Source organism: Streptomyces sp. NPDC051664 (genome assembly GCF_044453545.1).
Taxonomy (GTDB): Bacteria; Actinomycetota; Actinomycetes; order Streptomycetales; family Streptomycetaceae; genus Streptomyces.
In genome coordinates, this window is record NZ_JBITCU010000006.1 from 343,892 (window position 1) to 368,727 (window position 24,836).

Annotated in this window: 19 protein-coding genes, 2 tRNA genes, 1 pseudogene and 2 riboswitches; of the genes and pseudogenes, 13 read left to right on the plus strand and 9 right to left on the minus strand. The window is 71.2% G+C overall.

Translation table 11 applies throughout. From position 1 onward, the window contains the following. Positions 1–106: 106 nt before the first annotated feature. Positions 107–1,627: an amino acid permease gene (locus tag ACIA8E_RS15100; protein WP_399298081.1), complete on the plus strand. Its 1,521-nt coding sequence runs from the start codon at positions 107–109 to the stop codon at positions 1,625–1,627. A gap of 90 nt (positions 1,628–1,717) precedes the next feature. Next, positions 1,718–1,790, plus strand: a tRNA-Lys gene (locus ACIA8E_RS15105). A gap of 114 nt (positions 1,791–1,904) precedes the next feature. Here ACIA8E_RS15105 and ACIA8E_RS15110 read toward each other — a convergent pair. Continuing rightward, positions 1,905–3,533 (minus strand): adenosine deaminase, encoded by a 1,629-nt coding sequence (locus ACIA8E_RS15110; RefSeq protein WP_399298159.1) that lies wholly within the window; start codon positions 3,531–3,533, stop codon positions 1,905–1,907. A 185-nt stretch (positions 3,534–3,718) separates the two neighbouring features. On the opposite strand from ACIA8E_RS15110, the gene ACIA8E_RS15115 reads away from it, so the two are divergent. Then, complete coding sequence (locus tag ACIA8E_RS15115; protein ID WP_399298083.1) at positions 3,719–4,840, plus strand: lipid II:glycine glycyltransferase FemX; 1,122 nt, start codon at positions 3,719–3,721, stop codon at positions 4,838–4,840. Between the two features lie 35 nt (positions 4,841–4,875). On the opposite strand, the gene cobN is transcribed toward ACIA8E_RS15115, so the two are convergent. Continuing rightward, positions 4,876–8,475, minus strand: a complete 3,600-nt coding sequence (cobN, locus tag ACIA8E_RS15120; protein ID WP_399298161.1) for a cobaltochelatase subunit CobN — start codon at positions 8,473–8,475, stop codon at positions 4,876–4,878. Between the two features lie 92 nt (positions 8,476–8,567). Next, a riboswitch (cobalamin riboswitch) is annotated at positions 8,568–8,643 on the minus strand. A 103-nt stretch (positions 8,644–8,746) separates the two neighbouring features. On the opposite strand from cobN, the gene ACIA8E_RS15125 reads away from it, so the two are divergent. The 3 genes from ACIA8E_RS15125 to ACIA8E_RS15135 all read left to right on the plus strand — a co-directional run bounded on the left by ACIA8E_RS15125 (position 8,747) and on the right by ACIA8E_RS15135 (position 12,274). Further along, the gene (locus ACIA8E_RS15125; protein WP_399298163.1) at positions 8,747–10,063 is read left to right on the plus strand and encodes a cobalamin biosynthesis protein CobG; all 1,317 of its coding nucleotides are present in this window, start codon (positions 8,747–8,749) and stop codon (positions 10,061–10,063) included. Between the two features lie 67 nt (positions 10,064–10,130). Then, complete coding sequence (locus ACIA8E_RS15130) at positions 10,131–10,757, plus strand: precorrin-8X methylmutase (protein WP_399298085.1); 627 nt, start codon at positions 10,131–10,133, stop codon at positions 10,755–10,757. 2 nt (positions 10,758–10,759) lie between these two features. Continuing rightward, a complete protein-coding gene (locus tag ACIA8E_RS15135; RefSeq protein ID WP_399298087.1) occupies positions 10,760–12,274 on the plus strand; it encodes a precorrin-2 C(20)-methyltransferase in 1,515 nt (504 codons plus the stop codon). A 175-nt stretch (positions 12,275–12,449) separates the two neighbouring features. Here the strand turns inward: ACIA8E_RS15135 and ACIA8E_RS15140 are convergent, their stop codons facing one another. After that, positions 12,450–13,196 (minus strand): cobalt-precorrin-6A reductase, encoded by a 747-nt coding sequence (locus tag ACIA8E_RS15140; protein WP_399298089.1) that lies wholly within the window; start codon positions 13,194–13,196, stop codon positions 12,450–12,452. 15 nt (positions 13,197–13,211) lie between these two features. On the opposite strand from ACIA8E_RS15140, the gene ACIA8E_RS15145 reads away from it, so the two are divergent. Then, complete coding sequence (locus ACIA8E_RS15145) at positions 13,212–14,327, plus strand: cobalt-precorrin-5B (C(1))-methyltransferase (protein WP_399298090.1); 1,116 nt, start codon at positions 13,212–13,214, stop codon at positions 14,325–14,327. Positions 14,328–14,443: 116 nt separating this feature from the next. Here the strand turns inward: ACIA8E_RS15145 and cobM are convergent, their stop codons facing one another. The 5 genes from cobM to ACIA8E_RS15170 all read right to left on the minus strand — a co-directional run bounded on the left by cobM (position 14,444) and on the right by ACIA8E_RS15170 (position 18,942). After that, complete coding sequence (gene cobM, locus ACIA8E_RS15150; protein WP_399298091.1) at positions 14,444–15,193, minus strand: precorrin-4 C(11)-methyltransferase; 750 nt, start codon at positions 15,191–15,193, stop codon at positions 14,444–14,446. Then, entirely contained in the window at positions 15,190–16,479 is a 1,290-nt protein-coding gene (cbiE, locus tag ACIA8E_RS15155) for a precorrin-6y C5,15-methyltransferase (decarboxylating) subunit CbiE (protein WP_399298093.1), read from the minus strand. The genes cobM and cbiE overlap by 4 nt, the downstream gene beginning before the upstream one ends. Positions 16,480–16,686: 207 nt before the next feature. After that, positions 16,687–17,094, minus strand: a complete 408-nt coding sequence (locus tag ACIA8E_RS15160) for an SSI family serine proteinase inhibitor (protein ID WP_399298095.1) — start codon at positions 17,092–17,094, stop codon at positions 16,687–16,689. A 141-nt stretch (positions 17,095–17,235) separates the two neighbouring features. Further along, the gene (locus ACIA8E_RS15165; RefSeq protein ID WP_399298097.1) at positions 17,236–17,484 is read right to left on the minus strand and encodes a hypothetical protein; all 249 of its coding nucleotides are present in this window, start codon (positions 17,482–17,484) and stop codon (positions 17,236–17,238) included. Between the two features lie 72 nt (positions 17,485–17,556). Further along, a complete protein-coding gene (locus tag ACIA8E_RS15170) occupies positions 17,557–18,942 on the minus strand; it encodes an FAD-binding oxidoreductase (RefSeq protein ID WP_399298099.1) in 1,386 nt (461 codons plus the stop codon). A gap of 141 nt (positions 18,943–19,083) precedes the next feature. On the opposite strand from ACIA8E_RS15170, the pseudogene ACIA8E_RS15175 reads away from it, so the two are divergent. Continuing rightward, positions 19,084–19,371: pseudogene (locus tag ACIA8E_RS15175) on the plus strand (sulfite oxidase); the annotation flags it as partial. Between the two features lie 131 nt (positions 19,372–19,502). On the opposite strand, the gene ACIA8E_RS15180 reads toward ACIA8E_RS15175, so the two are convergent. After that, on the minus strand, positions 19,503–19,919 hold the full coding sequence (locus ACIA8E_RS15180; protein ID WP_399298101.1) for an SHOCT domain-containing protein: 417 nt from the start codon (positions 19,917–19,919) through the stop codon (positions 19,503–19,505). A gap of 161 nt (positions 19,920–20,080) precedes the next feature. Here ACIA8E_RS15180 and ACIA8E_RS15185 point away from each other — a divergent pair, with 161 nt between their 5' ends. The 5 genes from ACIA8E_RS15185 (at position 20,081) to ACIA8E_RS15205 (ending at position 24,772) form a co-directional block, all read left to right on the plus strand. Further along, on the plus strand, positions 20,081–20,302 hold the full coding sequence (locus ACIA8E_RS15185; RefSeq protein WP_326604632.1) for a hypothetical protein: 222 nt from the start codon (positions 20,081–20,083) through the stop codon (positions 20,300–20,302). A 90-nt stretch (positions 20,303–20,392) separates the two neighbouring features. Next, entirely contained in the window at positions 20,393–21,589 is a 1,197-nt protein-coding gene (locus tag ACIA8E_RS15190; RefSeq protein ID WP_399298104.1) for an SPFH domain-containing protein, read from the plus strand. A gap of 117 nt (positions 21,590–21,706) precedes the next feature. Beyond that, positions 21,707–21,780: transfer RNA gene (locus tag ACIA8E_RS15195), tRNA-Met, on the plus strand. Positions 21,781–22,044: 264 nt separating this feature from the next. Continuing rightward, positions 22,045–23,241, plus strand: a complete 1,197-nt coding sequence (locus ACIA8E_RS15200; protein WP_399298165.1) for a PP2C family protein-serine/threonine phosphatase — start codon at positions 22,045–22,047, stop codon at positions 23,239–23,241. A 248-nt stretch (positions 23,242–23,489) separates the two neighbouring features. After that, positions 23,490–23,642, plus strand: a riboswitch (cyclic di-AMP (ydaO/yuaA leader). Positions 23,643–23,653: 11 nt separating this feature from the next. Continuing rightward, positions 23,654–24,772, plus strand: coding sequence for a M23 family metallopeptidase (locus ACIA8E_RS15205; RefSeq protein ID WP_399298105.1), 1,119 nt, complete (start codon positions 23,654–23,656; stop codon positions 24,770–24,772). Positions 24,773–24,836: the final 64 nt, after the last annotated feature.

Here is a 24,836-nt window from a genome sequence, read left to right on the forward strand (position 1 = left end):
CAAGGGCGCGGCCTCCGGGCCGCGCCCTTGCGTCGTATGCCATGTTTTCCCAGTCGTAACCACGACGGCGGCATGCGTACGCCGGGGCGAGGGCATCGCTGGGGTCATGACAACAGACATCAGCGAGGACAAGCCGCCACCGGGCGTTTCCGACGAGGAGCGTCTGGCGCAGCTCGGGTACACGCAGACGCTCGCCCGGCGTATGTCCGCCTTCTCCAACTACGCCGTCTCGTTCACGATCATCTCGGTGCTCTCCGGCTGCCTGACGCTGTATCTGTTCGGCATGAACACCGGCGGTCCCGCCGTCATCACCTGGGGCTGGGTCGGCGTCGGCCTGATGACATTGTTCGTCGGGCTGGCGATGGCGGAGATCTGTTCGGCGTACCCGACCTCCGCAGGCCTCTACTTCTGGGCGCACCGGCTGGCCCCGCCGCGCTCGGCGGCGGCCTGGGCCTGGTTCACGGGCTGGTTCAATGTCCTCGGCCAGGTCGCCGTCACCGCGGGGATCGACTTCGGGGCGGCTTCCTTCCTCGGGGCGTATCTGAATCTCCAGTTCGACTTCGAGGTGACGCCCGGCCGTACGATCGTGCTGTTCGCCGCGATCCTGCTGCTGCACGGACTCCTGAACACGTTCGGCGTCCGCATCGTCGCGATCCTGAACAGTGTGAGCGTGTGGTGGCACGTGCTCGGGGTCGCCGTCATCGTCGGCGCGCTGACCTTCGTACCGGACTCCCACCAGTCGGCGTCGTTCGTCTTCACCGAGTTCGTGAACAACACCGGCTGGGGCAGCGGCTACTACGTCGTGATGATCGGGCTCCTGATGGCCCAGTACACCTTCACCGGCTACGACGCGTCCGCCCACATGACGGAGGAGACCCACGACGCGGCGACGGCGGGCCCGCGAGGCATCGTCCAGTCGATCTGGACCTCCTGGATCGCCGGCTTCGTCCTCCTCCTCGGCTTCACCTTCGCCATCCAGTCGTACGACGGAGCCCTGAACTCCCCGACCGGCGCGCCGCCCGCCCAGATCCTCCTGGACGCCCTCGGCGCCACCACCGGCAAGCTCCTGCTGCTGGTCGTCATCGGTGCGCAGCTGTTCTGCGGGATGGCGTCCGTGACCGCCAACAGCCGCATGATCTACGCGTTCTCCCGGGACGGCGCACTCCCGTTCTCCCGCGTCTGGCACACGGTCAGCCCCCGCACCCGCACCCCCGTCGCCGCGGTCTGGCTGGCCGCGGCCGGCGCACTGGTCCTCGGTCTCCCGTACCTGATCAACGTCACCGCGTACGCCGCGGTGACCTCGATCGCGGTGATCGGCCTCTACATCGCGTACGTCATCCCCACCCTGCTCCGCCTCATGCGCGGCGACGACTTCACCCCGGGTCCCTGGCATCTCGGCCGCTGGTCCCGGCCCATCGGGATCGTCGCGGTGGTGTGGGTGGTCGTCATCACAGTCCTCTTCATGCTGCCGCAGCTGTCCCCGGTCACCTGGGAGACGTTCAACTACGCCCCGATCGCGGTCCTGGTGGTTCTGGGATTCGCGGCGACGTGGTGGTTCGCGTCGGCGCGGCACTGGTTCCTCGAACCGGATCACAAACGCACGAGCTCGGACATCTCGGCGGACTGACGACCTCCGGTGACGGCTCGACGGGCCCGGCGGCCGATACCCGATCGGCGGCCGGGCCGCGGCGGGCTATGCTCAGGGGTGATTCACCAAGGGCCGTTAGCTCAATTGGCAGAGCAGCGGACTTTTAATCCGTTGGTTGTGGGTTCGAGTCCCACACGGCCTACGTGTTGCGGGGCGAGGTTTCGACCTCTGACCTGCAAGGGAGCGCCCCGCCCGGTTCCGACCGGGCGGGGCGCTCCGTCGTCGGCAGGCGCCCGTGGTGTCGGGTCCGGGTCCGTCAGTCTGCCCTGGTGGTGGCGAAACGCCGCTCGAAGGCCACGAACGCGGCCTCCTGGCGCCACTGGATCCGAGCCTTGGTGCTGGTGTTCAGGAGTCGTCGGCACTGCTGCCGGGGGTTGTCAGCGCCGGGGCTGCTGTGGCGGCAGGGGCCGGTGAGACGGTAGCTGTCGCGGGTCGGGTTGCCCCGCCAGAGGCCGGCACCCGGCAGGAAGGCGTATTCCAGGGAGGCTCGCGCGAGGTCCTTCAACTCGCGGTAGCCGAGGTCGTACGTCCTGGCGGCGTACCGGTACTCGTGGCTGATGTCGGTCCGGGAGACACCGGGGTCATCGGTGGCCAGCACGACGGGCACGCCGTAGGCGCGGTAGGTGGTGAACGGATGGTCGGCGCCCTTGACCCCGAGGATCTGCGCGTTGCTGGTGAACGGCACCTCGACCGCGATCTGCCGGTCGGCCATGGTGCGGGCGAGCTGTTGCCAGTTGTCCTCGTGGACCAGATCGACACCGTGGCCGATGCGCTCGGCATGGGCGATGTTCACGGCCTCACCGATGTGGAAGGCCAGGTCCTCGGGCTTGACCAGGCCAGGCCACAACTCGCCCGCGTGCAGGGTGATGTGCGCCTTGGGATACACGCGGTGCAGGTAGTCGAGCATCCGCATCTGGAGGCTGTAGTTCCGCAGGGAGCTGTCCCAGTCCTCCGGCTGCACCAGATTCACGGCGACGAACCGCTTGTCCCGCTCGGCGAGGCGCAGTCCCAGGGCCAGCTGGGTGAAGACCCGCTCAGGTGAACTGCTGCGCGACACCTGGGAGATCCACCGCACCGGAACCCGGCAGCCGGCCTCCGCGCGCGGCGTACCGCACCGTGCCGCCGTGCGGAACTCCGCGTCGGACTCGTCCGTCTCCCGGCTCGCCTCGGCGACCAGCGCGTCCAGCTTGCCGCCGGCCAGCAGTTTGCCGTGCAGCTTCGCCAGGTCCGCGTCCCAGCCGACCTTGTCGGCCAGGATCCGCGCGCCGTCGGAGGCCGGGGTCACCATCGACTCCAGATAGAACTGGTTCTGCCTCGCGACGGTGTCGGCCACGTCGGCGAGCAGCTTGCCCCGGTGGCGCCAGGTGACCTCGCCGAACTTCCCGAACGTGTCGAAGAAGTGGTCGTGCCCCGACCGGCCCGGCGGGAAGTCCTGCATGGACCACGCCCGCAGCACCGCGCGGCGGAAAGCGGCGTCGGTCAGGGCGTCGGACGCCGGCCGTCGGTCCGCACCGCACGGCGGCAGCACCGCAGTCAGTGTCTGCTCGTCGATGCACAGACCGTCGTCCGCGGCGAGCGAGATCAGGTACTCGGTCGAGACGGCGCCCGACAGGTGGTTGTGCAGGTCCCCTCCCTTCGGCAGTGCCCTGAAGAAGGCACGCAGCGCGGCCGGATCGTTCCGGATGGCGGTGAGCCGCGCGGAGGCCAGGTACTCCCCGCGGGTGGGCGGCGGCAGGGGCGCGGCGGAACGCGACTGAGCGGCGGCCACCGGCTGAGCGGCCGCGGGCAGCGTGCCCGGCAGGAGGGACAGGACGGCGAGCGCGCCGAGACCGATCGGGGCCAGGGGGCCACGCGCGCGGCGCACGGAGCGGCGGTTCACGAAGATCACCTGCGCATGATCCCGAGTACCTCGGACGCTTGACGCGCGACGGGCGGTCACCCGGCCGGGTCCACCCGGCCGAGTGATCACACCTGCGTCCTGCTGCCTCTTCTCCGCGGCGGCGAGCCGGTTGCCGGTGATGTGAGGTGGATCTCAGTAGGCTGATGCGCCCGGACGAAGGAGCACTGCGCATGAGTCTGCGCCTGAAGGCGATCACCCGCGAGGAGCACCTGGCCTTCGTCAGGGACCGGTCCTCCGCGAGCCACATGCAGCTTCCCTCGTGGGGGGATGTGAAGCCGGACTGGCGGGCGCGGAGCCTGGGCTGGCTCGACGAGAGCGATCGGCTCGTCGGCGTGGGCCTGGTCCTGCTCAGGCCGCTGCCGAAGCTCAGGCGATACCTCGCCTATCTGCCCGAAGGGCCGCTCATCGACTGGTCCGCGCCGGATCTGGACCGGTGGCTGCAGCCGATGCTCGACCACCTGAAGGCGCAGGGTGTGTTCTCGGTGAAGATGGGCCCGCCCGTCGTCGCCCGCCGCTGGAGCGCGGAGGCCGTCAAGGCCGCGATCGCCGACCCGCGGGCCGGACGGCTGGGGGACGCCGAGGCCACCGCCCGCGAGCCACGGGCCTTCGACATCGCCGACCGGTTGCGCGCGATGGGCTGGCGGCAGACCGAGCCCGGCGGCGAGGACGGCTTCGCCGCCGGTCAGCCGCGGTACGTGTTCCAGGTCCCGTTCACGGGCAGGTCGCTGGAAGAGGTCCAGCGAGGCCTCAACCAGCAGTGGCGCCGCAACATCAAGAAGGCCGAGAAGGCCGGCGTCAAAGTCGTCCGGGGCGGCTACGAGGACCTGCCCGCCTTCCACCGGCTCTACGTCGAGACCGCCCGGCGGGACCGGTTCATCGCCCGCCCGCCGGCCTACTTCCAGCGGATGTGGACCGCACTCACGGCCGAGGACCCGGACCGGATGCGGCTCTACCTCGCCCATCACGAGGGCGAGGTCCTCGCGGCGGCGACGATGCTGACCGTGGGCGAGCACGTCTGGTACTCGTACGGCGCCTCCACCGACCGCAAGCGCGAGGTCCAGCCCAACAACGCCATCCAGTGGCAGATGATGTCCGACGCCCACGAACTCGGTGCGAGCGTCTACGACCTGCGTGGCATCACCGACACCCTGGACGAGGACAACCATCTGCTGGGCCTGCTCCGCTTCAAGGTCGGCACCGGTGGTGAGGCCGTGGAGTACCTCGGCGAATGGGACTTCCCTCTCAACAGGTTCCTGCACAAGGCACTCGACCTGTACATGTCCCGCCGCTGAGGCCGGATCCGGGAAGTCCCACTACGCCCGTGGGGTCAGTCCTCGCCCTCCAGGTCCCCCTCCGTCTCCAGGAACACCTGGCGCAGCGCCTCCAGGACCGTCGGGTCGGGCTTGGACCACATGCCGCGGGACTCGGCCTCCAGGAGGCGTTCCGCGATGCCGTGGAGGGCCCAGGGGTTGGCCTGCTGGAGGAACTCGCGGTTGGTCGGGTCCAGGACGTACGTCTCGGTGAGCTTGTCGTACATCCAGTCGGCGACCACGCCCGTCGTCGCGTCGTAGCCGAAGAGGTAGTCGACCGTCGCGGCCAGTTCGAAGGCGCCCTTGTAGCCGTGGCGGCGCATCGCCTCGATCCACTTGGGGTTGACCACGCGTGCGCGGAAGACCCGGGACGTCTCCTCGACCAGGGTGCGGGTGCGGACCGTCTCCGGGCGGGTGGAGTCGCCGATGTACGCCTCGGGGGCCGTGCCGCGCAGGGCGCGGACGGTGGCCACCATGCCGCCGTGGTACTGGAAGTAGTCGTCCGAGTCCGCGATGTCGTGCTCGCGGGTGTCCGTGTTCTTGGCGGCCACGGCGATCCGCTTGTAGGCCGTCTCCATCTCGTCGCGGGCCGGCCGGCCGTCGAGTTCGCGACCGTAGGCGTAGCCGCCCCAGACCGTGTAGACCTCGGCGAGGTCGGCGTCGGTGCGCCAGTCGCGGCTGTCGATGAGCTGCAGGAGGCCCGCTCCGTACGTACCGGGACGGGAGCCGAAGATACGGGTGGTGGCGCGGCGTTCGTCGCCGTGTTCGGCGAGGTCGGCCTGGGCGTGGGCGCGGATGTGGTTGTGGTCGGCAGGTTCGTCGAGGGATGCGGCGAGGCGTACCGCGTCGTCGAGCAGCCCGATGGTGTGCGGGAACGCGTCTCGGAAGAAGCCGGAGATGCGCAGGGTCACGTCGATGCGCGGGCGGCCCAGGTCGGCGAGGTCGATCGGTTCCAGGCCGGTGACGCGGCGTGAGGCGTCGTCCCAGACCGGGCGGATGCCGAGCAGCGCCAGTGCCTCGGCGACGTCGTCGCCCGACGTACGCATCGCGCTGGTGCCCCACAGGGAGAGGCCGACCGAGGTCGGCCATTCGCCGTTGTCGGTGCGGTAGCGCTCCAGGAGCGAGTCGGCCAGGGCCTGGCCGGTCTCCCAGGCGAGCTGGGACGGGACCGCCTTCGGGTCCACGGAGTAGAAGTTGCGGCCGGTCGGCAGGACGTTGACCAGGCCGCGCAGCGGGGAGCCGGACGGGCCCGCAGGTACGAAGCCGCCGTTCAGGGCGTGGACGGTGTGATCCAGTTCCGCCGTGGTGGCCGCGAGGCGGGGGACCACCTCGCGGGCTGCGAAGTCGAGGATGTCCCGGACCGGTTGAGGGTGGGCCGCCGCCACGGTCGCGACCGCCGACGGGTTCCAGTCCGCGTCCTCCATCGCCTGGACCAGGGCGCGTGCCTGCTCCTCGGCCTCGTCCGCCGTGGTGCGGGTGGCGGCGGACTCGTCGAGGCCCAGTGCCTCGCGCAGGCCCGGCAGCGACGCCGTGCCGCCCCAGATCTGGCGGGCGCGCAGGATCGCCAGGACCAGGTTGACCCGGTCCGGACCGGCCGGGGCGCCGCCCAGGACGTGCAGCCCGTCGCGGATCTGGGCGTCCTTGATCTCGCAGAGCCAGCCGTCCAGATGCATGATGAATTCGTCGAAGCCCTCGTCCTCCGGGCGGTCGTCGAGCCCCAGGTCGTGGTCGAGCTTGGCGGCCTGGATCAGGGTCCAGATCTGGGCGCGGATCGCGGGCAGCTTCGCCGGGTCCATCGCGGCGATCTGGGCATGCTCGTCGAGGAGCTGCTCCAGGCGCGCGATGTCGCCGTAGCTGTCCGCGCGGGCCATCGGCGGTACGAGGTGGTCGATCAGGGTGGCGTGGACGCGGCGCTTGGCCTGCGTACCCTCGCCCGGGTCGTTCACCAGGAACGGGTAGACGAGCGGGAGATCGCCCAGTGCCGCGTCCGGGCCGCAGGCGGCGGACAGGCCCGCGTTCTTGCCGGGCAGCCACTCCAGGTTGCCGTGTTTGCCGAGGTGGATCATCGCGTCGGCGCCGAAGCCGCCGTCGTCCCGGTCCGCCGCGATCCAGCGGTATGCGGCCAAGTAGTGGTGCGAGGGCGGCAGATCGGGGTCGTGGTAGATCGCGATGGGGTTCTCGCCGAAGCCGCGCGGCGGCTGGATGAGGATCAGGAGGTTCCCGCGGCGCAGGGCGGCGAGCACGATGTCGCCCTCGGGGTTGCGGGAGCGGTCCACGAACATCTCGCCGGGGGGCGGGCCCCAGTGCTGCTCGACGGCGTCGCGGAGTCCTTCCGGCAGTGTGGCGTACCAGCGCCGGTAGTCGGCGGCCGGGATCCGGACCGGGTTGCGGGCCAACTGCTCCTCGGTCAGCCACTCCTGGTCGTGGCCGCCGGCCTCGATCAGGGCGTAGATCAGCTCGTCGCCGTCGCCGGAGACCAGTCCGGGGAGGTCGGCTTCGGGGCCGAAGTCGTAGCCCTCGGCGCGCAGCCGGCGCAGCAGGGCGACGGCGCTGGCCGGGGTGTCGAGGCCGACCGCGTTGCCGATGCGGGAGTGCTTCGTCGGGTACGCGGAGAGGACGAGCGCCAGGCGCTTGTCCGCGGCCGGGATGTGGCGCAGGCGTGCGTGGCGTACGGCGATTCCGGCGACCCGGGCGGCGCGCTCGGTGTCGGCGACGTATGCCGGCAGGCCGTCCTCGTCGATCTCCTTGAAGGAGAACGGGACGGTGATCAGCCGGCCGTCGAACTCGGGGACCGCGATCTGGCTGGCCGCGTCGAGCGGGGAGACGCCCTCGTCGTTGTCCTCCCAGTCGCTGCGCGAGCCGGTCAGGCAGAGCGCCTGCAGGATCGGTACGTCGAGCCCGGTGAGCGCGCCTGCGTCCCAGGACTCGTCGTCGCCGCCGGCGGACGCCTCGGCGGGCCGGGTGCCGCCCGCGGCGAGGACGGTGGTGACGATGGCGTCGGCGGCGCGCAGTTCGTCGATGAGTTCGGGTTCCGGGGTACGCAGGGAAGCGACGTACAGGGGGAGGGCGCGGGCGCCCGCGTCCTCGACCGCCCGGCAGAGCGTGTCGACGAACGCGGTGTTCCCGCTCATGTGGTGGGCGCGGTAGTAGAGCACCGCGATGGTCGGGCCGTCGGTGGCGCGCGCGGTGCGCTCCAGGGGGCCCCAGGAGGGGGCGGGCGCCGGGGGTTCGAAGCCGTGGCCGGTCAGCAGGACCGTGTCGGAGAGGAACCGGGCCAGCTGGTCCAGGTTGGCAGGGCCGCCGTGCGCCAGGTAGGCGTGGGCCTCGGCGGCGATCCCGATCGGCACGGTGGAGGCGGCCATCAGCTGGGCGTCGGGTGCCTGTTCACCGGTGAGGACGACAACCGGCCTGCCGGTGGCGAGGACTTGGTCGAGCCCCTCCTGCCAGGCACGGACACCGCCGAGAAGGCGTACGACGACGAGGTCGGTGCCGTCGAGGAGAGCCGGGAGGTCGTCGAGCGGCAGGCGCGAGGGATTGGCGTAGCGGTAGGTCACCGGACCGTCCGCGGCGCGGGCGCTGAGCAGGTCGGTGTCGGACGTCGACAGGAGCAGGATCATGCGGCGTCGGGCCTTCCTCGGGGTGTCCACGCCCCGGGCGGTGTCGGAATGGGGTCTCCCCTGCTCGAACGGCGTCGAGAGCTTGGGGAAGGGAGTTCCTGACTCGCCCGGCCGTTGCGGCCGGACTCACAGTGGCGGGACCGCGCCGGATTCGCACCGGGCTTCCTCCCATGTCGCCGTCTCTGGCGATGCCGGGCCGGGTGGCCCGCTGCTAGGCATAGTAAGGGTCATACATCGGATGGGATTCATACAGCTCAGGATGATGGTCGGTATGCTCGCCGCCATGTCCACTTCGCCCACTCCGCCGTCGGCCCCGGGGGAGCCCCCGTCCCGGGACCGTGGCGATGCCTGCCCGGGGTCGCTGCGGCTGCACCGGGCGGACGACGGTGCGCTGGCGCGGGTACGGATCCCCGGTGGTGTGCTGAGCATCCGGCAGGCGGACGTGCTCCTGGAGGCCGCACGGGAGTTGGGCGACGGTGAGCTGCATCTCACTTCGCGGGGCAATGTCCAGTTGCGCGGGCTCGGCCAGGAGTGCGGCGGACGGCTCGCCGAACTCCTCGGCGGAGCAGGGCTGCTGCCCTCCCGGCGCCATGAGCGGATACGTAACGTGGTGGCCTCCCCGCTCTCCGGGCTCGACGGCCGGGGCCGGTCGGACGTCCGGCCGTGGCTGACCGAGCTGGACGGACTGTTGTGCGGAAGTGACAAAGCGGCCGGGTTGTCCGGCCGCTTTCTGTTCGCACTCGACGACGGCCGTGGTGACGTGGATGCCCTGGGTGCGGATGTGACGTTGCTGGGGCGGAGCGACGGCAGTGCGCTGCTGCGGACCGGGACCGCCGGTGCGGTTCTGAGGGTCTCCGGGGCGGATGCGCCCCGGGCCGCGCTCATTGCCGCCGAGACGTTCGTGGAGCTGGCGCGGGAGACGGGCGCCTGGCGGGTGAGCGAACTACCGCTCCCTTCCGACGATTTGCTGGAGGCGGTGGGAACGGCGTCGCGTGCGGCCGGGGTTGACGCGGCCCGCCACGTGGAGCACCTACCACCGCCGACGGCGGCGCAGGAGCCCGAGTACGGACTCGTCGGCACCTCCGGCCCGGCCGCACTCTGCGTGGGTGTGCCTTTCGGACGCCTCACCGGTGCGCAGTGGGAGAGCCTGACCCGCGCGGGCGGTGAGGTGCGGCTGACCCCCTGGCGCAGCGTCGTCGTGACAGGTGTGGCGCGCGGCCGGGCGGCGGCGCGGCTGGCCGAGTGGGGCGCGGCCGGGCTGGTGGCCGGGCCCGATTCCGCGTGGACCGGCGTCGGGGCCTGCATCGGCCGGCCGGGCTGTGCGAAGTCCCTGGCCGATGTACGGGGGGACGCGGAGGCCACGGTGACGGCGGGGGAGCCGGGCATTGCGCGACTCCCCGTGTACTGGTCCGGCTGCGAACGCCGGTGCGGCCACCCCAAGGGCAGCTGGGTCGACGTCGTCGCCGTCCCTGGCGGGCACCAGGTGTCCCGGGTGCGCGGAGACGTGCGGGGCGCCCCGGCTACGGTCCACGGCAGCCCGTCCGACCTGGCCGCCGCGGTGACGGCCGCCCGCGGCACCTGTAGCTGAACCACCGGCCCCAGGGCCCCACACCTCGTCAGCCCGACCACCACCGACCGGAGAGAGCGAAACCACCGTGTTCCAGTACGAGAAGGACGGACCGGCGATCTACCGCCAGTCCTTCGCCACCATCCGCGCCGAGGCGGATCTCGCGGGCCTGCCCGCCGACGTCAGCCAGGTCGCGGTTCGCATGATCCACGCCTGCGGCATGGTCGACCTCGTACGCGACATCGACTTCACCCCGGGCGTGGTGGCCGGCGCCCGCCGGGCGCTGCGGTCCGGGGCGCCGATCCTGTGCGACGTGGCCATGGTCGCCAGTGGTGTCACCCGCAAGCGGCTGCCCGCCGACAACGAGGTCATCTGCACCCTGTCGGACCCCACGGTCCCCGATCTCGCCGCGAAGCTGGGCACGACCCGCAGCGCCGCCGCGATGGAGCTGTGGCGGGACCGCATGGAAGGGGCGGTGGTGGCCGTCGGCAACGCGCCGACCGCGCTGTTCCGGCTGCTCGAGATGATCGAGGAGGGTGCTCCCCGCCCGGCCGCAGTCATCGGTGTGCCCGTCGGCTTCGTCGGAGCCGCCGAGTCCAAGGACGCTTTGGCTGACCATCCGTCCGGTCTGGAACACCTGGTCGTACGGGGCCGTCGCGGCGGCAGCGCCATAGCCGCAGCCGCGCTCAACGCGATCGCCAGCGAGGAAGAGTAAGAGTGAGCGAACAGAACACGGGCCGGCTGTACGGGGTGGGACTCGGGCCCGGCGATCCGGCACTGATGACCGTACGCGCGGTGCAGATCATCACCGAGGCCGATGTCATCGCCTATCACAGCGCCCGTCACGGGCGGTCGATCGCACGCTCCATCGCCGCCGAGCACATCCGCGCGGACCATATGGAGGAGAAGCTGGTCTACCCGGTCACGACGGAGACCACCGACCACCCGGGGGGCTACCGGGGTGCGATGGAGGAGTTCTACGGCGAGGCCGCTGCCCGGCTGGCGGTGCACCTGGACGCCGGACGGACGGTGGCGGTGCTCGCCGAGGGTGACCCGATGTTCTACGGCTCGTACATGCACATGCACAAGCGGCTCGCCGACCGCTATCCCACCGAGGTGATCCCCGGCGTCACTTCGGTCAGCGCGGCCGCCGCCCGGCTCGGCACCCCGCTCGCCGAGGGCGAGGAGGTGCTGACGATCCTGCCCGGCACCCTGCCGGAGGAGGAGCTGACGGCCAGGCTGGCCGCCACCGACGCCGCCGTGGTGATGAAGCTGGGGCGTACGTTCCCCGCGGTGCGCCGCGCCTTCGAGGCGTCGGGGCGGCTGGACGAGGCGCACTACGTGGAGCGCGCCACGATGGCCGGGGAGCGTACCGGCGATCTGGCGGACACCGACCCGGACTCCGTGCCGTACTTCGCCGTCGCCGTGCTGCCCAGCCGGATCGACGCACCCCGTCCGGCAGCGAGTGCGGACGCGGCCGGCACCGGTGAGGTCGTGGTCGTGGGTACCGGTCCCGCCGGACCGCTGTGGCTGACCCCGGAGACCCGTGGGGCGCTGGCCGCCGCCGACGACCTCGTCGGCTACACCACGTATCTGGACCGCGTCCCGGTCCGCCCCGGACAGGCCCGCCACGGATCCGACAACAAGGTGGAGTCGGAGCGCGCCGAGTTCGCCCTCGACCTGGCCCGCCGCGGCCGCCGCGTGGCCGTGGTGTCGGGCGGCGACCCGGGGATCTTCGCGATGGCGACCGCCGTGCTGGAGGTGGCCTCGCAGGACGCGTACGCGAAGGTGCCCGTGCGGGTGCTGCCCGGCGTGACCGCGGCCAACGCCGCTGCCGCCCGTGCGGGCGCGCCGCTCGGCCACGACTACGCCACCATCTCGCTCTCCGACCGGCTCAAGCCGTGGGAGGTGATCGCCGCCCGGCTGCGTGCGGCCGCGGCGGCGGATCTGGTGCTGGCGCTGTACAACCCGGGTTCGCGGACCCGTACCGAGCAGGTCGGCAAGGCCCGTGACCTGCTGCTGGAGCTCCGTTCGCCGGACACTCCGGTGGTGGTGGGCCGGGATGTGGGCGGGCCCGCGGAGAGCGTACGGATCGTCACCCTGGCCGAGCTGGACCCGGCCGAGGTGGACATGCGGACGATCCTGCTGGTCGGTTCCTCGCAGACGCGGTCGGTGCGGCGGGGGGACGGCCGGCAGATCGTGTGGACGCCGCGGCGGTATCCGGAGGTCTGAGGTCCGGCCTCAGAGCCTGTCGGGTGACCTCTGATCGGGCGGCCACGCCCTGGCACGCACGCTTCCCGCGTTGCCGGAATGTCCTGGTAGCTCCGCTACGAGGACATTCCGCCGCCTTGGAATCGCACGCACCGGACCGCGTCCGCTATCCGATCGAAGGTCACCCGACAGGCTCTCAGCCGCGCAGGCCGGTCAGCCAGTCCACGGCGAGTTCCGGCGTACCGACCATGGGCACGCCCTCCGGGACCGGCGGCCGGCGGACCACCACCACCGGGATGCCGGCCTCCCGGGCGGCGGCCAGTTTCGGTGCGGTGGCGTCGCCCCCGCTGTCCTTCGTGACGAGGACATCGATGCGGTGACGGCGGATCAGCTCGCGCTCGCCGTCGAGGGTGAAGGGCCCCCGGTCCAGCAGGACCTCCATCCGCGCCGGGCGCGGTCCGTCGGGGGCGTCCACGGACCGCATCAGGAACCACAGGGAGTCGAGGCCGGCGAAGGCGGCGAGTCCCATCCGGCCCGTGGTCAGGAAGACGCGGCGGCCCAGCGCGGGCAGGGCGGCCGCCGCCTCGTCGAGCGATCCGACCGGATGCCAGCGGTCGCCGTCGACGGGCACCCAGCCGGGCCGGCGAAGCGCGAGCAGGGGAACATGGGCGGCGGCGGCGGCCGACGCCGCATGGAAACTGATCGTCCCGGCGAAAGGATGGGTGGCATCGATGAGCGCGTCGACCCGGTGCGTACGCAGCCACTCGGCGAGCCCGTCGGCTCCGCCGAACCCGCCGACCCGCACCTCGCCGGGCGGCAGCTTCGGACTGGCCACCCGGCCGGCGAGCGAACTGGTGACCCGGGCCCCGGCCGGGAGCGCCCCCGCCAGGCTCTCGGCGAGGCGGCGGGCCTCCGTCGTGCCACCGAGGACGAGTACGTGCATGGGATCGGTCCAGACATGAGTGAGGCGAAGGGCGGGCGCAGCGCCCAACTCAAACACACCGGTCTGCGGCCCGGCTGGACGACCGGTGCCTGTGCGACCGCGGCCACGACCGCGGCGTACACGGCCCTGCTGACCGGCGACTTCCCCGACCCGGTGTCCATCACCCTGCCGAAGGGCCAGACCCCCGCGTTCGCGCTGGCGGTGGAGGAGCTCGACGGGGAGCGGGCGACGGCCGGCGTGGTCAAGGATGCGGGGGACGACCCGGACGTGACGCACGGCGCGCTGGTGCGGGCCACCGTGCGCCGCCTGCCGCCCGGTTCGGGTGTGGTGTTCCGGGCCGGTCCGGGGGTGGGCACGGTGACCCGCCCCGGTCTGCCGCTCGACGTCGGCGAGCCCGCGATCAACCCGACGCCGCGGCAGATGATGCGCGACCACATCGCGCGCGTTGCTGCGGACCACGGGGCCACAGGCGACGTCGAGATCACCGTGTCCGTCGATCACGGTGAGGAGATCGCCCGTTCCACGTGGAACCCGCGCCTGGGCATCCTGGGCGGTCTGTCGATCCTCGGCACGACCGGGGTCGTCGTCCCGTACTCCTGCTCGGCGTGGATCGACTCGATCCGCCGTGGCGTGGACGTGGCCCGCGCGGCGGGGCACACGCATGTGGCGGGGTGTACCGGGTCGACCTCGGAGAAGACCGTCGTCGCCGAGTACGGCCTGCCGGAGATCGCCCTGCTCGACATGGGGGACTTCGCGGGAGCGGTGCTCAAGTACGTACGCAGGCATCCGGTGGACCGGCTGACGGTCTGCGGCGGGTTCGCGAAGCTGTCGAAGCTCGCTGCGGGCCATCTGGATCTGCATTCGGCCCGCTCCCAGGTCGACAAGGGGTTCCTCGCCGAACTCGCCCGGCAGGGCGGCGCGGACGCGTCCCTGGCTGCCGAAGTGGCGGACGCCAACACGGGCCTGGCCGCCCTCCAGCTGTGCGCGGCGGCCGGGGTCCCGCTGGGTGACCTGGTCGCGGTGGCCGCGCGCGACCAGGCGCTGTCGGTGCTGCGTGGGGCGCCGGTGGCCGTGGACGTCATCTGTATCGACCGGGCGGGCGCGGTCGTCGGCCGCAGCGGAGTCCACTGACCGGTGGGTTTCCCCCACCCCGCCCCTTCCCGGGGGTCCTCGAGCGCGGGACGGGCTCAGTGTTCAAGCCCGTCCGGCGAGTGAGGCCGGGGTCCGGGGGCGGCGCCCCCTTGAGGTCAGCAGACGTGCCGGTCGCGCTCCGCCGAGTACAGGTGGCTGTCGCGGAACTGCTCGGCGCCCAGCGTGCGGCCGACCATGATGACGGCGGTACGGATCACTCCGGCGGCCTTCACCTGCTCGGCGATGTCGCTCAGCGAACCGCGCAGGATCAGCTCGTCCGGGCGGGACGCCATGGCCACCACGGCGGCTGGGCAGTCGGCCCCGTAGTGCGGCAGCAACTCCTCGACCACCCGGTCCACGTACCGGGCGGCCAGGTGCAGCACGATCAGCGCACCGCTGCGCCCGAGCGTCGCCAGGTCCTCGCCGTCCGGCATGGCTGTGGCGCGGTGGGCGATCCGGGTGAGGATGACGGTCTGGCCGACGGTCGGCACGGTCAGCTCCCGCTTCAGCGCCGCAGCGGCCGCCGCGAACGCCGGGACGCCGGGCACCACTTCGTACGGCACCCCTGCCGCGTCGAGACGCCGCATCTGCTCGGCGACCGCGCTGAAGACGGACGGGTCGCCGGAGTGCAGCCGGGCCACGTCGTGTCCGTCCTCGTGGGCGCGTACCAACTCGTCGGTGATCTCGTCGAGGTCGAGCTGCGCGGTGTCGACGAGCAGGGCGTCCGTCGGGCATTCGGCGAGCAGTTCGCGGGGGACCAGGCTGCCCGCGTACAGACAGACCTGGCAGGCGGCGAGCGTCCGGGCACCGCGCACCGTGATCAGGTCGGCGGCGCCGGGCCCGGCGCCGATGAAGTACACGGTCATCTGTTCTCTCCTGATGAGGACGGTGAGGACGGTATCGGGGAGGTGCCGACGGGCTTGCACACGGACCACTGGGTGACCGGCATGGCCTGCCGCCAGCCGGTGAAGCCACCGACCGGCACGGCGTGCGCCACCGCGAGCCGCACCAGCTCGCCGCCGTGGCGCCGGTACCGCTCGGCGAGCAGCGCCTCGGACTCCAGCGTGACGGTGTTGGCGACCAGCCGTCCGCCGGGCGGCAGTGCGTCCCAGCAGGCGTCCAGCAGCCCCGGCACGGTCAGCCCACCGCCGATGAACACGGCGTCCGGCACCGGTAGTCCGGCGAGCGCCTCCGGGGCCCGGCCGGTGACCACACGGAGCGCGGGGACGCCGAGCCGGTCCGCGTTGCGGGCGATGCGCCCGGCCCGTACCGGGTCGCGCTCGACGGTGACGGCCCGACAGGACGGGTGCGTACGCATCCACTCGACGGCGATCGATCCGGAACCGCCGCCGATGTCCCACAGCAGCTCGCAGGGCGCCGGGGCCAGTGCCCCGAGGGTGGCGGCGCGGACATGACGCTTGGTGAGCTGTCCGTCGTGCTCGTACGCGTCGTCCGGCAGCCCGGGTACGGCGCCGAGCCGAAGTGCGTCCGGGGCCCGCCGGCACTCGACCGCAATGACGTTCAGCGGATCGCCCGCCGGATGCGCCCACCCGTCGGCCGTCCCCGTGACACAGTCCTCGGCCTCGCTGCCGAGCTGTTCCAGCACTCGCATCGGGCTGGGCCCGAAGCCGCGTTCGCGCAGCAGCACGGCCACTTCGCCGGGGGTTCCGGCACCCGCGCTCAGCACCAGCAGCCGCCGGCCCTCGTGCAGGGCGGCGGCCAGCCGGGCGGTGGGTCTGCCCACCAGCGTGACGACCTCGGTGTCCTCCAGCGGCCAGCCGAGCCGGGCGCAGGCATAGGAGACGGACGACGGATGCGGCAGGACGCGGAGGTTCCCGGCCCCCAACTCCTCGCAGAGCGCGCGCCCGATGCCGTAGAACATGGGGTCGCCACTGGCCAGCACGGCGACCCGAAGGCCCCGATGCGCGGCAAGGAGTCCGGCCACGGCGGGCCGTAGCGGAGAAGGCCAGGGCACACGGCGCCCCGTACAGACCGGCGGCAGCAGATCCAGCTGCCGAGCACCGCCGATCACCGCCTGCGCGTCGAGCAGCACCGCACGCGAGCTCTCCGGCAGCCCCGCCCACCCGTCGGCGCCGATCCCCACCACGGTCGGCGCAGGTGGCGGGGGTATTGCGGGCTCTGCGGGGATCACGGCCGGTACCTCGGTGTTCGGGGGCTGACGCAGCCGAAACTCTACTGTTCGCGCCGACCGGCGAGATCGTTCCGGCCGGGTGAGCATCGCCATACGTACGCCGGTACGCCCTCGGCCGGACGGTGCTTCTCACCGGGCCGCAGGACAGCGGAACGCCCCTGCCCGGCGCGTGGGCCGGGCAGGGGCGTTCGAGGCCAGAAGTCTGGATCAGAATGCGAAGACGGGTCCTGCAGCCGCCTCCATGCCGCAGGCGTTCGGGTAGGTGCGCTGCCAGTCCACCGCGTCGCCGTTGTACATCCCCTTCGCGGTGACCGTGACAGGGTCGTGGATCAACGGGCACAGGTGCGGGTTGCCGGGCAGCCTGTCGAAGTCGCCCCCGGCCTCGTCCAGCGCGGCGCACGCCTCCGCCGCCCTCGGGTGGTGGCCCAGGGAGGTGGCCGGACACTGGAGGGCGATGCCGCGGATCCAGGTGTTCTCGCTGCCGGAGACGGTCAGGAAGAGAACGGTTTCCCGGGAGTCGGCGTGCGCGGTCGGGGACATGAGCAGGGGTGCGGCCAGGGCGGCTGCTGTCAGCGAGGCGGCAGCCAGGCGCCGGGCGACGGTAGGGACGATCACGGTGGAGGTAACGAACCGCCGGTCACGAGGACACGAGCGGTGTTCCTTCCAGGTGGGTCGAACGGAAGGTTCCGGCATGCCGTTCGACCCGTCGGGGCAGCTCGTAACCGTAGGGGTCCCGCACATCGCCGCGCACATCGCCTATTCCGTGCCGCCGTGCCACTGCCCCTCGACGCGGAACCACAGGCCCGGCGCGTAGACCGCATGGACGAGCGGGGCTTCCCCCCTCGCCACCTGCAGGATCCTCAAGGCGCCGCTGGGGAGCAGGTCGTACTCGTAGACCATCTCGGAGTCGCCCTCCGCGATGTCCACGTACGAGATGTCCGCCACCCCCCGCTCCGCGTATTCCTTAGGGGGGCGATTCTCGACCAACTTGACGAAGACACCCATATTTTGACCATAGGACCGCCGGGACCGTCGCGCTCGCCGGACGGCATCACACGACCGAGGTACCAGAAGCGGTCAGCGCTGCTCGGCCGGCGTGATGTTCTGGTTGGCGTGGAAGAAGTTGTCCGGGTCGTACGTCTGCTTGATCTTCGCGAGTCTGTCGTAGTGACCGCGGTAGGTGGCCTTCACCCGGTCCGGCGTCTCACCCGCGCCGATGAAGTTCACGTACGTGCCGCCCATCGAGTGCGGATGCAGCTCCTCCCAGTAGTCCACGCACCACTGCCTGAGCTTTTCGGCGCTGTCCGGGTCCGGGTCGATGCCCGCGATGACACCGGACCAGACCGCGTCCCGGTAGGCCCAGGCCGTGTCGTCGGGGCCGAGTCGGTGGGCGGCTCCGTCGACCGGGTACAGATGCATGGTCGACAGATCGGTCGGGAGGTTCTCGGCGTACTTGGTGTGTACGTCGATGGCGCCGTCCGTGATCCGGTCGAAGAGGTTGCCGCGCCAGTACCACTGCAGACCGGCCGGGAGCAGTTCGTCGAACATGCCCTGCAGTGCGGGGTACGGCATCGGTGCCGTGAAGTGGAAGGCCGGCGGGCCCGGTTCGTTCACGGCCCTGAGGGTCTCTTCGAGGAGATCGGGGTCGCCGGTCCAGCACCAGACGACTCCGCACATCTTCTGGCTGTGCAGCTCCTCCGGGAACGGCGGGCCGGGTGGCACGCTGAGCGCCGCGAAGAAGCCGTTCAGCTCCTCGGGCGCCTGCGGCAGGAAGTCCCGGTACCACTCGAGGACTTCGCGGGTCCGGTCGACCGGCCATACGGTGATCGCCACACCCACGGTGTCCACCGGGTGCAACCGGAAGGTGAACGAGGTGACGACTCCGAAGTTCCCGCCGCCGCCCCGCAGCGCCCAGAACAGATCGGCGTTCTCGCTCTCGTTCGCAGTGACGAAGCTGCCGTCGGCCAGTACGACGTCCGCTGCGAGCAGGTTGTCCACCGTCAGGCCGTAGCTGCGGGTGAGATAGCCGTGGCCGCCGCCGAGGGTGAGGCCGCCGATGCCCGTGGTGGACTGAATCCCGGCCGGGGTGGCCAGCCCGAAGCCGTGGGCGGCGTGGTCGAGGTCGGCGAGCCTGCTGCCGCCGCCGACGCGGGCGGTACGGGTGCTCGGATCGATGTGCGCCCAGCGCATGGGCGACAGGTCGAGGGTGACGCCGTCGTCCACCAGGCACAGTCCGCCACCGCTGTGCCCGCCGCCCCGGACGGCGAGTTCGAGACCTTCGTCGCGGATGAAGCCGACCGCGGCCATGACGTCCGCCGCGTCCGCGCACCGCACCACGGCAGCCGGACGCCGGTCGATCATGGCGTTGTAGATCGTGCGGGCCTCGCGGTACTCCGGGTCCTGCGGGCCGATGACCGGGCCGCGCAGCGCGGTTCGCATCGCTTCGAGAGTGGTGCCGTCCATAGTCGTCTCCTTGCCGGGCGCGCGGACCGCCGATTCCTCCACGCTCCCGCCGGGCAGGGAGCCGTGCAATCGCCCGGGGCCGCGCAAAGAGCGACATGCGGTGCCGGGGAGCGATGGGTGCCGGACGCCGGTGGGCGCACCATGAAGCCATGGCCAGGGGCCTTTACCGGCGGCATCAGCCCACCGGGGCGCCTCGCCGGGCCCGGCGAGGGCATCAGCCGGGAGGAACTCGCGCTCGCGGCGCGCAACCATGGACTGCCGCTGGAGGCGCTGCGTCACGACCTCACCCCGCTCGGACTGCACTACGTACTGGTCCACTACGACATCCCGTACGTCCCCGACGCCTCCGTCGCGCGCCAGCAGCTCACCGTGCCCGGCCGGGTCCGCAGACCGCTGGCGCTGGACGTGGCGGCCCTGCGGTCGTTCCCTGCCGGGGCCGGCCCCTCACCCAGCCGTGGAACCGCGGCGGCTTCGGCAACAACCGCATCCAGCGGATCCCGGTCCACTGCGGGACGGGTGGGATGAGGAGTACGCCCCGGAGGCCGGAGGGGCGGCGCGGCTCAGATGAGGAGCTTCGTCTTCGCCTGCCGGAACTCCTCCTCCGTGATGGCGCCCCGGTCCTTGAGGTCCGCGAGTTTCGCCAGGTCCTCGACGCTGCCGCGGCTCTTCGGTGCGCCGCCCCCCGTGTCACCGGTGCCTGCGGCCTCGCGCACGTACGCCTTGAAGGCGGTTTCTCTCTCCTGGGCCTCCTTGAGGTCGCGCTTCCCCATGGATTTGCCGCGCGCGATCACATAGACCAGGACGCCGAGATACGGGAGCACCAGGGCCAGGATCAGCCAGCCCGCCTTGGCCCAGCCCCCCAGGTCGTCGCTGCGGAAGATGTCCGCGATGACCTTGAAGAGGAGGAACAGCCACATGATCCAGAGGAAGAACCAGAGCATGGTCCAGAACAGATTGAGCAGGGGGTAGTCGTCCATGTTCGGCTCCCTGGTCCTCGCTGTGGCACAGCGTCGAATGTCTGAATTGTGAACCAGTCATATCACCACATATAGACGTATGCTCGTCGTGGTTCGAGGCCGTTCCTCCGGGGGTGGTGCGGAGTACCTTGGAATCACGAGGGAGGCGTGGGCGAGGGCGTATGAGAGCCGCAGATGAGTCGGCCCTGAGCCCGGTCGGGGCGATCGGGCGCGTGACCGTGCCGATCCCGCAGGGCGGCCCGGGCGAGGTGCTGGTGGCCGTACGGGGTGGGTCGGAGGCCTACACCGCATGGTCGACGACGTCGATCGACCGGGACGAACGTGTGGTTGTCGTCGACTCGGTCTCGGCGCGCAGCGTGATGGTCGAACGGCTGCCGGCCTGAACGCAGAAACGGAGCGCGAGACCCGACGCCAGGGACCGACGCCGAGAACCGACGCCGCGATGAAAATGACCTAACGGCAGGAGTTCGCTCATGTTGTTCTGGCACGTTCCCGCCCCCAACGAGGCGATGCTCATCTCCGGATCGAAGCGGCAGACGCAGGACACCCAGTTCCGGATCGTCACCGGCCACGGCAGTTTCGTCGTACCCGTGAAGCAGAAGGCGCGCATGCTCTCCCTGGCGCTGCGCGAGGCGGAGATCACCGAGGACTGCGTCACCCAGCAGGGCATCCGTCTCAACGTCCGCGCAGTCGCCGTCTTCAAGGTCGGTGACGACGCCGTCTCCATCGCCAACGCCGCACGCCGCTTCCTGTCCGAGCAGGACCAGATGGAGGAGCTCGCCGGCCGGATCTTCGCCGGTCACCTGCGTTCCATCATCGGCGGGCTGACCGTCGAACAGATCATCCGGGAACGGAACCGGGTCTCCCAGGAGGTCATCGCGGGCAGCCACGGCGAGATGGAGAAACTCGGCATCGTCGTGGACGCCCTCCAGATCCAGGAGATCGACGACGCCACCGGCTACATCAACAACCTCGCCGCCCCGCACGCGGCCGCCGTCGCCAGCCAGGCCCGGATCGCCCAGGCCAGGGCCGACCAGGAAGCGGCCGAGCGCGAGCAGCAGGCCGCGGCGCTCAAGGCCGAGTACGAACGGGACACCGCGATCAAGCGGGCCGGCTTCCTCGCCGAGACCGAGCAGTACAACGCCCGCGCCGCCCAGGCCGGACCGCTGGCCCAGGCCAGGGCGTCGCAGGAGGTCATCGAGGAGCAGACGGCTCTGGCCGAGCGGCAGGCCGGGCTGGCCGCACAGCGGTTGGAGGCGGAAGTCAGGCGTCCGGCGGACGCCGAGGCGTACCGGCAGCGCACGCTCGCCGAGGCCGCCCGTGACCAGGCGAAGTTCCAGGCCGACGGCAACGCGTACACCGAACGGACCCTGGCCCAGGCGCAGGCCGACGCCAACACCGCCCGCGCCGCCTCGCTCCGGGACGGCAACCAGGAACTGATCGCGGCCAACCGCATCGTGGAGAACCTGCCGGCGCTGGCCGACGCGGCCGCCCGCGGGATGGAGGGGGCCAACCTCACCGTGCTCAACGGCACCAACGGGGTCAATGAGATGGCGGCGGGTGTGGTGGGCCAGGGGCTGGCCATTCTCCACTCGCTCCAGCGCAGCGCGAGCGCGGGGAAACCGGCGGTCGACGCGAAGCGGGCGCCGCGCATCACCGATTCGAACTGACCAGGGCGGGGCCGGGACGGGAAGGGTGCGGGAAAGGCGTCGGGGCCGTTCGATCGGGCGGCCATTTCATCGGTGGTCAGCAGTCCGTTCCTGATGGCGTAGAGTTGTGTTTACCGACGCGGGGTGGAGCAGCTCGGTAGCTCGCTGGGCTCATAACCCAGAGGTCGCAGGTTCAAATCCTGTCCCCGCTACTGAAGAGTCAGGCCCGGCATGCATTGAGCGTGCCGGGCCTGACTCGTGTTTTCCGTCCCCCCTTTGGCCGATGAGGAGTCGCCGCGCGACGCCGCTCCGGCAAGCCTGGGAAGCGGGCGCATGTCCGCAGCCGTGCGCGTGCAGGTCGGGACAGCCGTGCGTGTGCCGGGCAGGGAAAGCCCGTGCGTGCACGGGGCAGGAGACCACAGGGCGCACTGCCCAGGACAGCACAGGGCGCGCCGGGCAGGAGACCACAGGTGGGGATGGCGAAGGAGCTGCGCGGGGGGCGGGCCAGGAGGCGTGCCAGAGGGCGTGCCGTGGTGCGCGGCGGGGCCTGGTGGTTCGTCCGTGCGCTGCCGTTTCTGATGATCGTCGGTGGGCTCGTGTTCGACTACCTCAGCCCACCGCCCTTCACCGCCGTGCCGATGTTCGTGGCCGCTCCGTTGATCGCCGCACCGTTCTTCTCGCTGCCCAGCACCGTCCTTACCGGCGTCGCCGCGATTTTCTCGATCCTCGCACTGAGGTTGTCCAGCGGCACTCTGCTGCACATCGTGCCGTCCATCGAGCTCTCCACCGTGATCACGGTCTCGGCCCTCGCCGTCGTCATCAACCAGGTCGTACGCCGCAGCAACGAGCAGCTGGCTTCGGCGCGGGTCATCGCGGAGACCGCCATGCGGGCCGTGCTGCCGACGCCGTCCGAGCGGATCGGGGGGCTCCATGTCGCCGCGCGGTACGAGGCGGCCCAGGCGGATGAATTCGTCGGTGGCGACCTGTTCGCCGTGGCGGAGAGCTCGTACGGCGTACGGCTCGTGGTCGGGGACGTGCGGGGCAAAGGGCTTGAAGCGGTCGGGACGGTGGCGGTGGTCATCGGCGCGTTCCGGGAGGCCGCCGAGCAGGAGGATTCGCTGGAGGGTGTGGCGCGGAGGCTGGAGCGGGCGCTGGCGCGGGAGGGGGCGAGGCAGGGCGGGATCGATCCGGTCGAAGGCTTCGTCACCGCCGTGCTCGCCGAGATCCCGCCCGGTGCGGCCGAGGTGCGGATCGTCAACCGCGGCCACCCCGAGCCGCTGCTGCTCCACCCCGACGGCTCACTGGACGTGTTGTCGCCGACGGTGCCTGCGCTGCCGCTCGGCATGGACCTGGGGGTGTGGACGGACCGGGCCGACGTGTGGGAGCTGGCCGCCGGGATGACGCTGCTCGCGTACACGGACGGACTCTCCGAGGCGCGCGACGTCCAGGGGGTCTTCTACGATCCCGCGGCCAGGTTGCGCGGGCGGATCTTTCCCGGGCCCGAGGAGCTGCTGTCCGCGCTGGCCGACGACGTACGGCTGCACACCGGCGGCAGGTCCACCGACGACATGGCGCTGCTCGCGGTCGCACGTCCCGCGCAGGGGCAGCCGAAGCGGCGCAGGACTGTGAAGATCGTGGGCCGGGATGCGAGTGAGGAAGGGCTGAGTCGGTGAAGCGGCTTCGCAGGGCGATGCCACCGTGCGTAACCGAAAGGCCTCGCTCCGCATAACATTTGATGCAACGTCAGAAAACGGGTGGTGGTCGAGTGGCGATCAACTCGCCCGTTTCCGCCCGATTGTGTCCCGTAAAGTCCAGGCCAAAGCCGTTAACGATCAGTGGGAACGGCTTGGAATCGGAGCCGTCCGTCTATTAACGTTCGATAACGCAGCGCGGTTGTCCCAGCCGTCGTCAGTGGCGGCACCGTGCGCGAGCGCCGAATTCCGCAAGGGAACCGGGGAACCACCTACATGGGGTGAATCGGACACCTGTGTCTCGTGAGAGGCAGAGGGATCCGTAGGAGACCTTCCTGCTCCGAACCCGTCAGCTAACCCGGTAGGCGAGAAGGAAGGAAAGGAGTGCGCCCCCGTGGCGTCCAACAAGCCTGCCCCCGAAGCCCCCTCCCGGTTCGGCTCCGACTTCACGACCGAGTACGGAACCGAGCAGCGAACCGATTTCGGCGCCGAGTTCACCACTGAGTTCGCGACCGAAGGTTTCGGTGAGACCGACCGGGCGTGGGAGGAATGGAACCCCACCGAGGAGTCCGTCCGCCCCGTACGCGGCAGGCACCGCGTCGTCAAGCAGCGCAACGGGCTCGCCCGCAGCTCCACGGTGCTCGGAGTCGGCGTCATCGCGGCCGTGGGCGCGGGTGGCATGGCCACCGCGCAGAGCAAGCCGCCGGTCTCCATCTCCCTTCCCGACTCCCTCGCGGACAACCTCCCCGACGCCAAGTCCCTTCCCGGCGTAGGCGCCCTGTTCTCCGACGAGTCCGCCACCGACCAGGCGAAGTCCGCGGCTGCCACCGCCCCGCTCACCAGTGCCGGCATCACCACCGCCGAGGCCGAGCAGGGCACCACCGACGCCGGCGAGGCGCTGCGAGCCCGCATCCTCCAGCAGGCCGAGCAGCAGCAGAACGCCGCCGAAGCGGAGATCAAGGCCGCTGAGGAGAAGTCCGCGGCGGAGAAGGCCGCCGCCGAGGCCAAGGCGAAGCAGGACGTCGCAGAGGCCAAGGCCGCCGCCGAGAAGAAGAAGGCGGAGGAAGCGGCAAAGGCGAAGGCCGAGGCCGCACGGCTTGCCAAGCTCGCCGCCTCCTACGCCATCCCCACCTCCTCGTACACGATCACCTCGACCTTCGGTGAAGCCGGTTCGATGTGGTCCTCCGGCTACCACACCGGCCTCGACTTCGCGGCGCCGACCGGCACCCCGATCAAGGCCGTCCACACCGGCACCGTCAAGTCGGCGGGCTGGTCCGGTTCGTACGGCTACCGCACGGTCCTGGAGCTCGAGGACGGTACGGAGCTGTGGTTCTGCCACCAGTCGTCGATCGACGTCAGCGTCGGCCAGAAGGTCACCACCGGTGAAACCATCGGCCGTGTCGGAGCCACCGGCAACGTGACCGGACCCCACCTCCACCTCGAGGTCCACACCCCGGACGGCACCGGCATCGACCCGATGACCTGGCTGCGCGACAAGGGCCTCACCGTCTGAGCCCGCGCCGGTTCTCCGGCCCCTCGAACCCGGCGGTCCTGACGCCCCCCCCGACGTCAGGGCT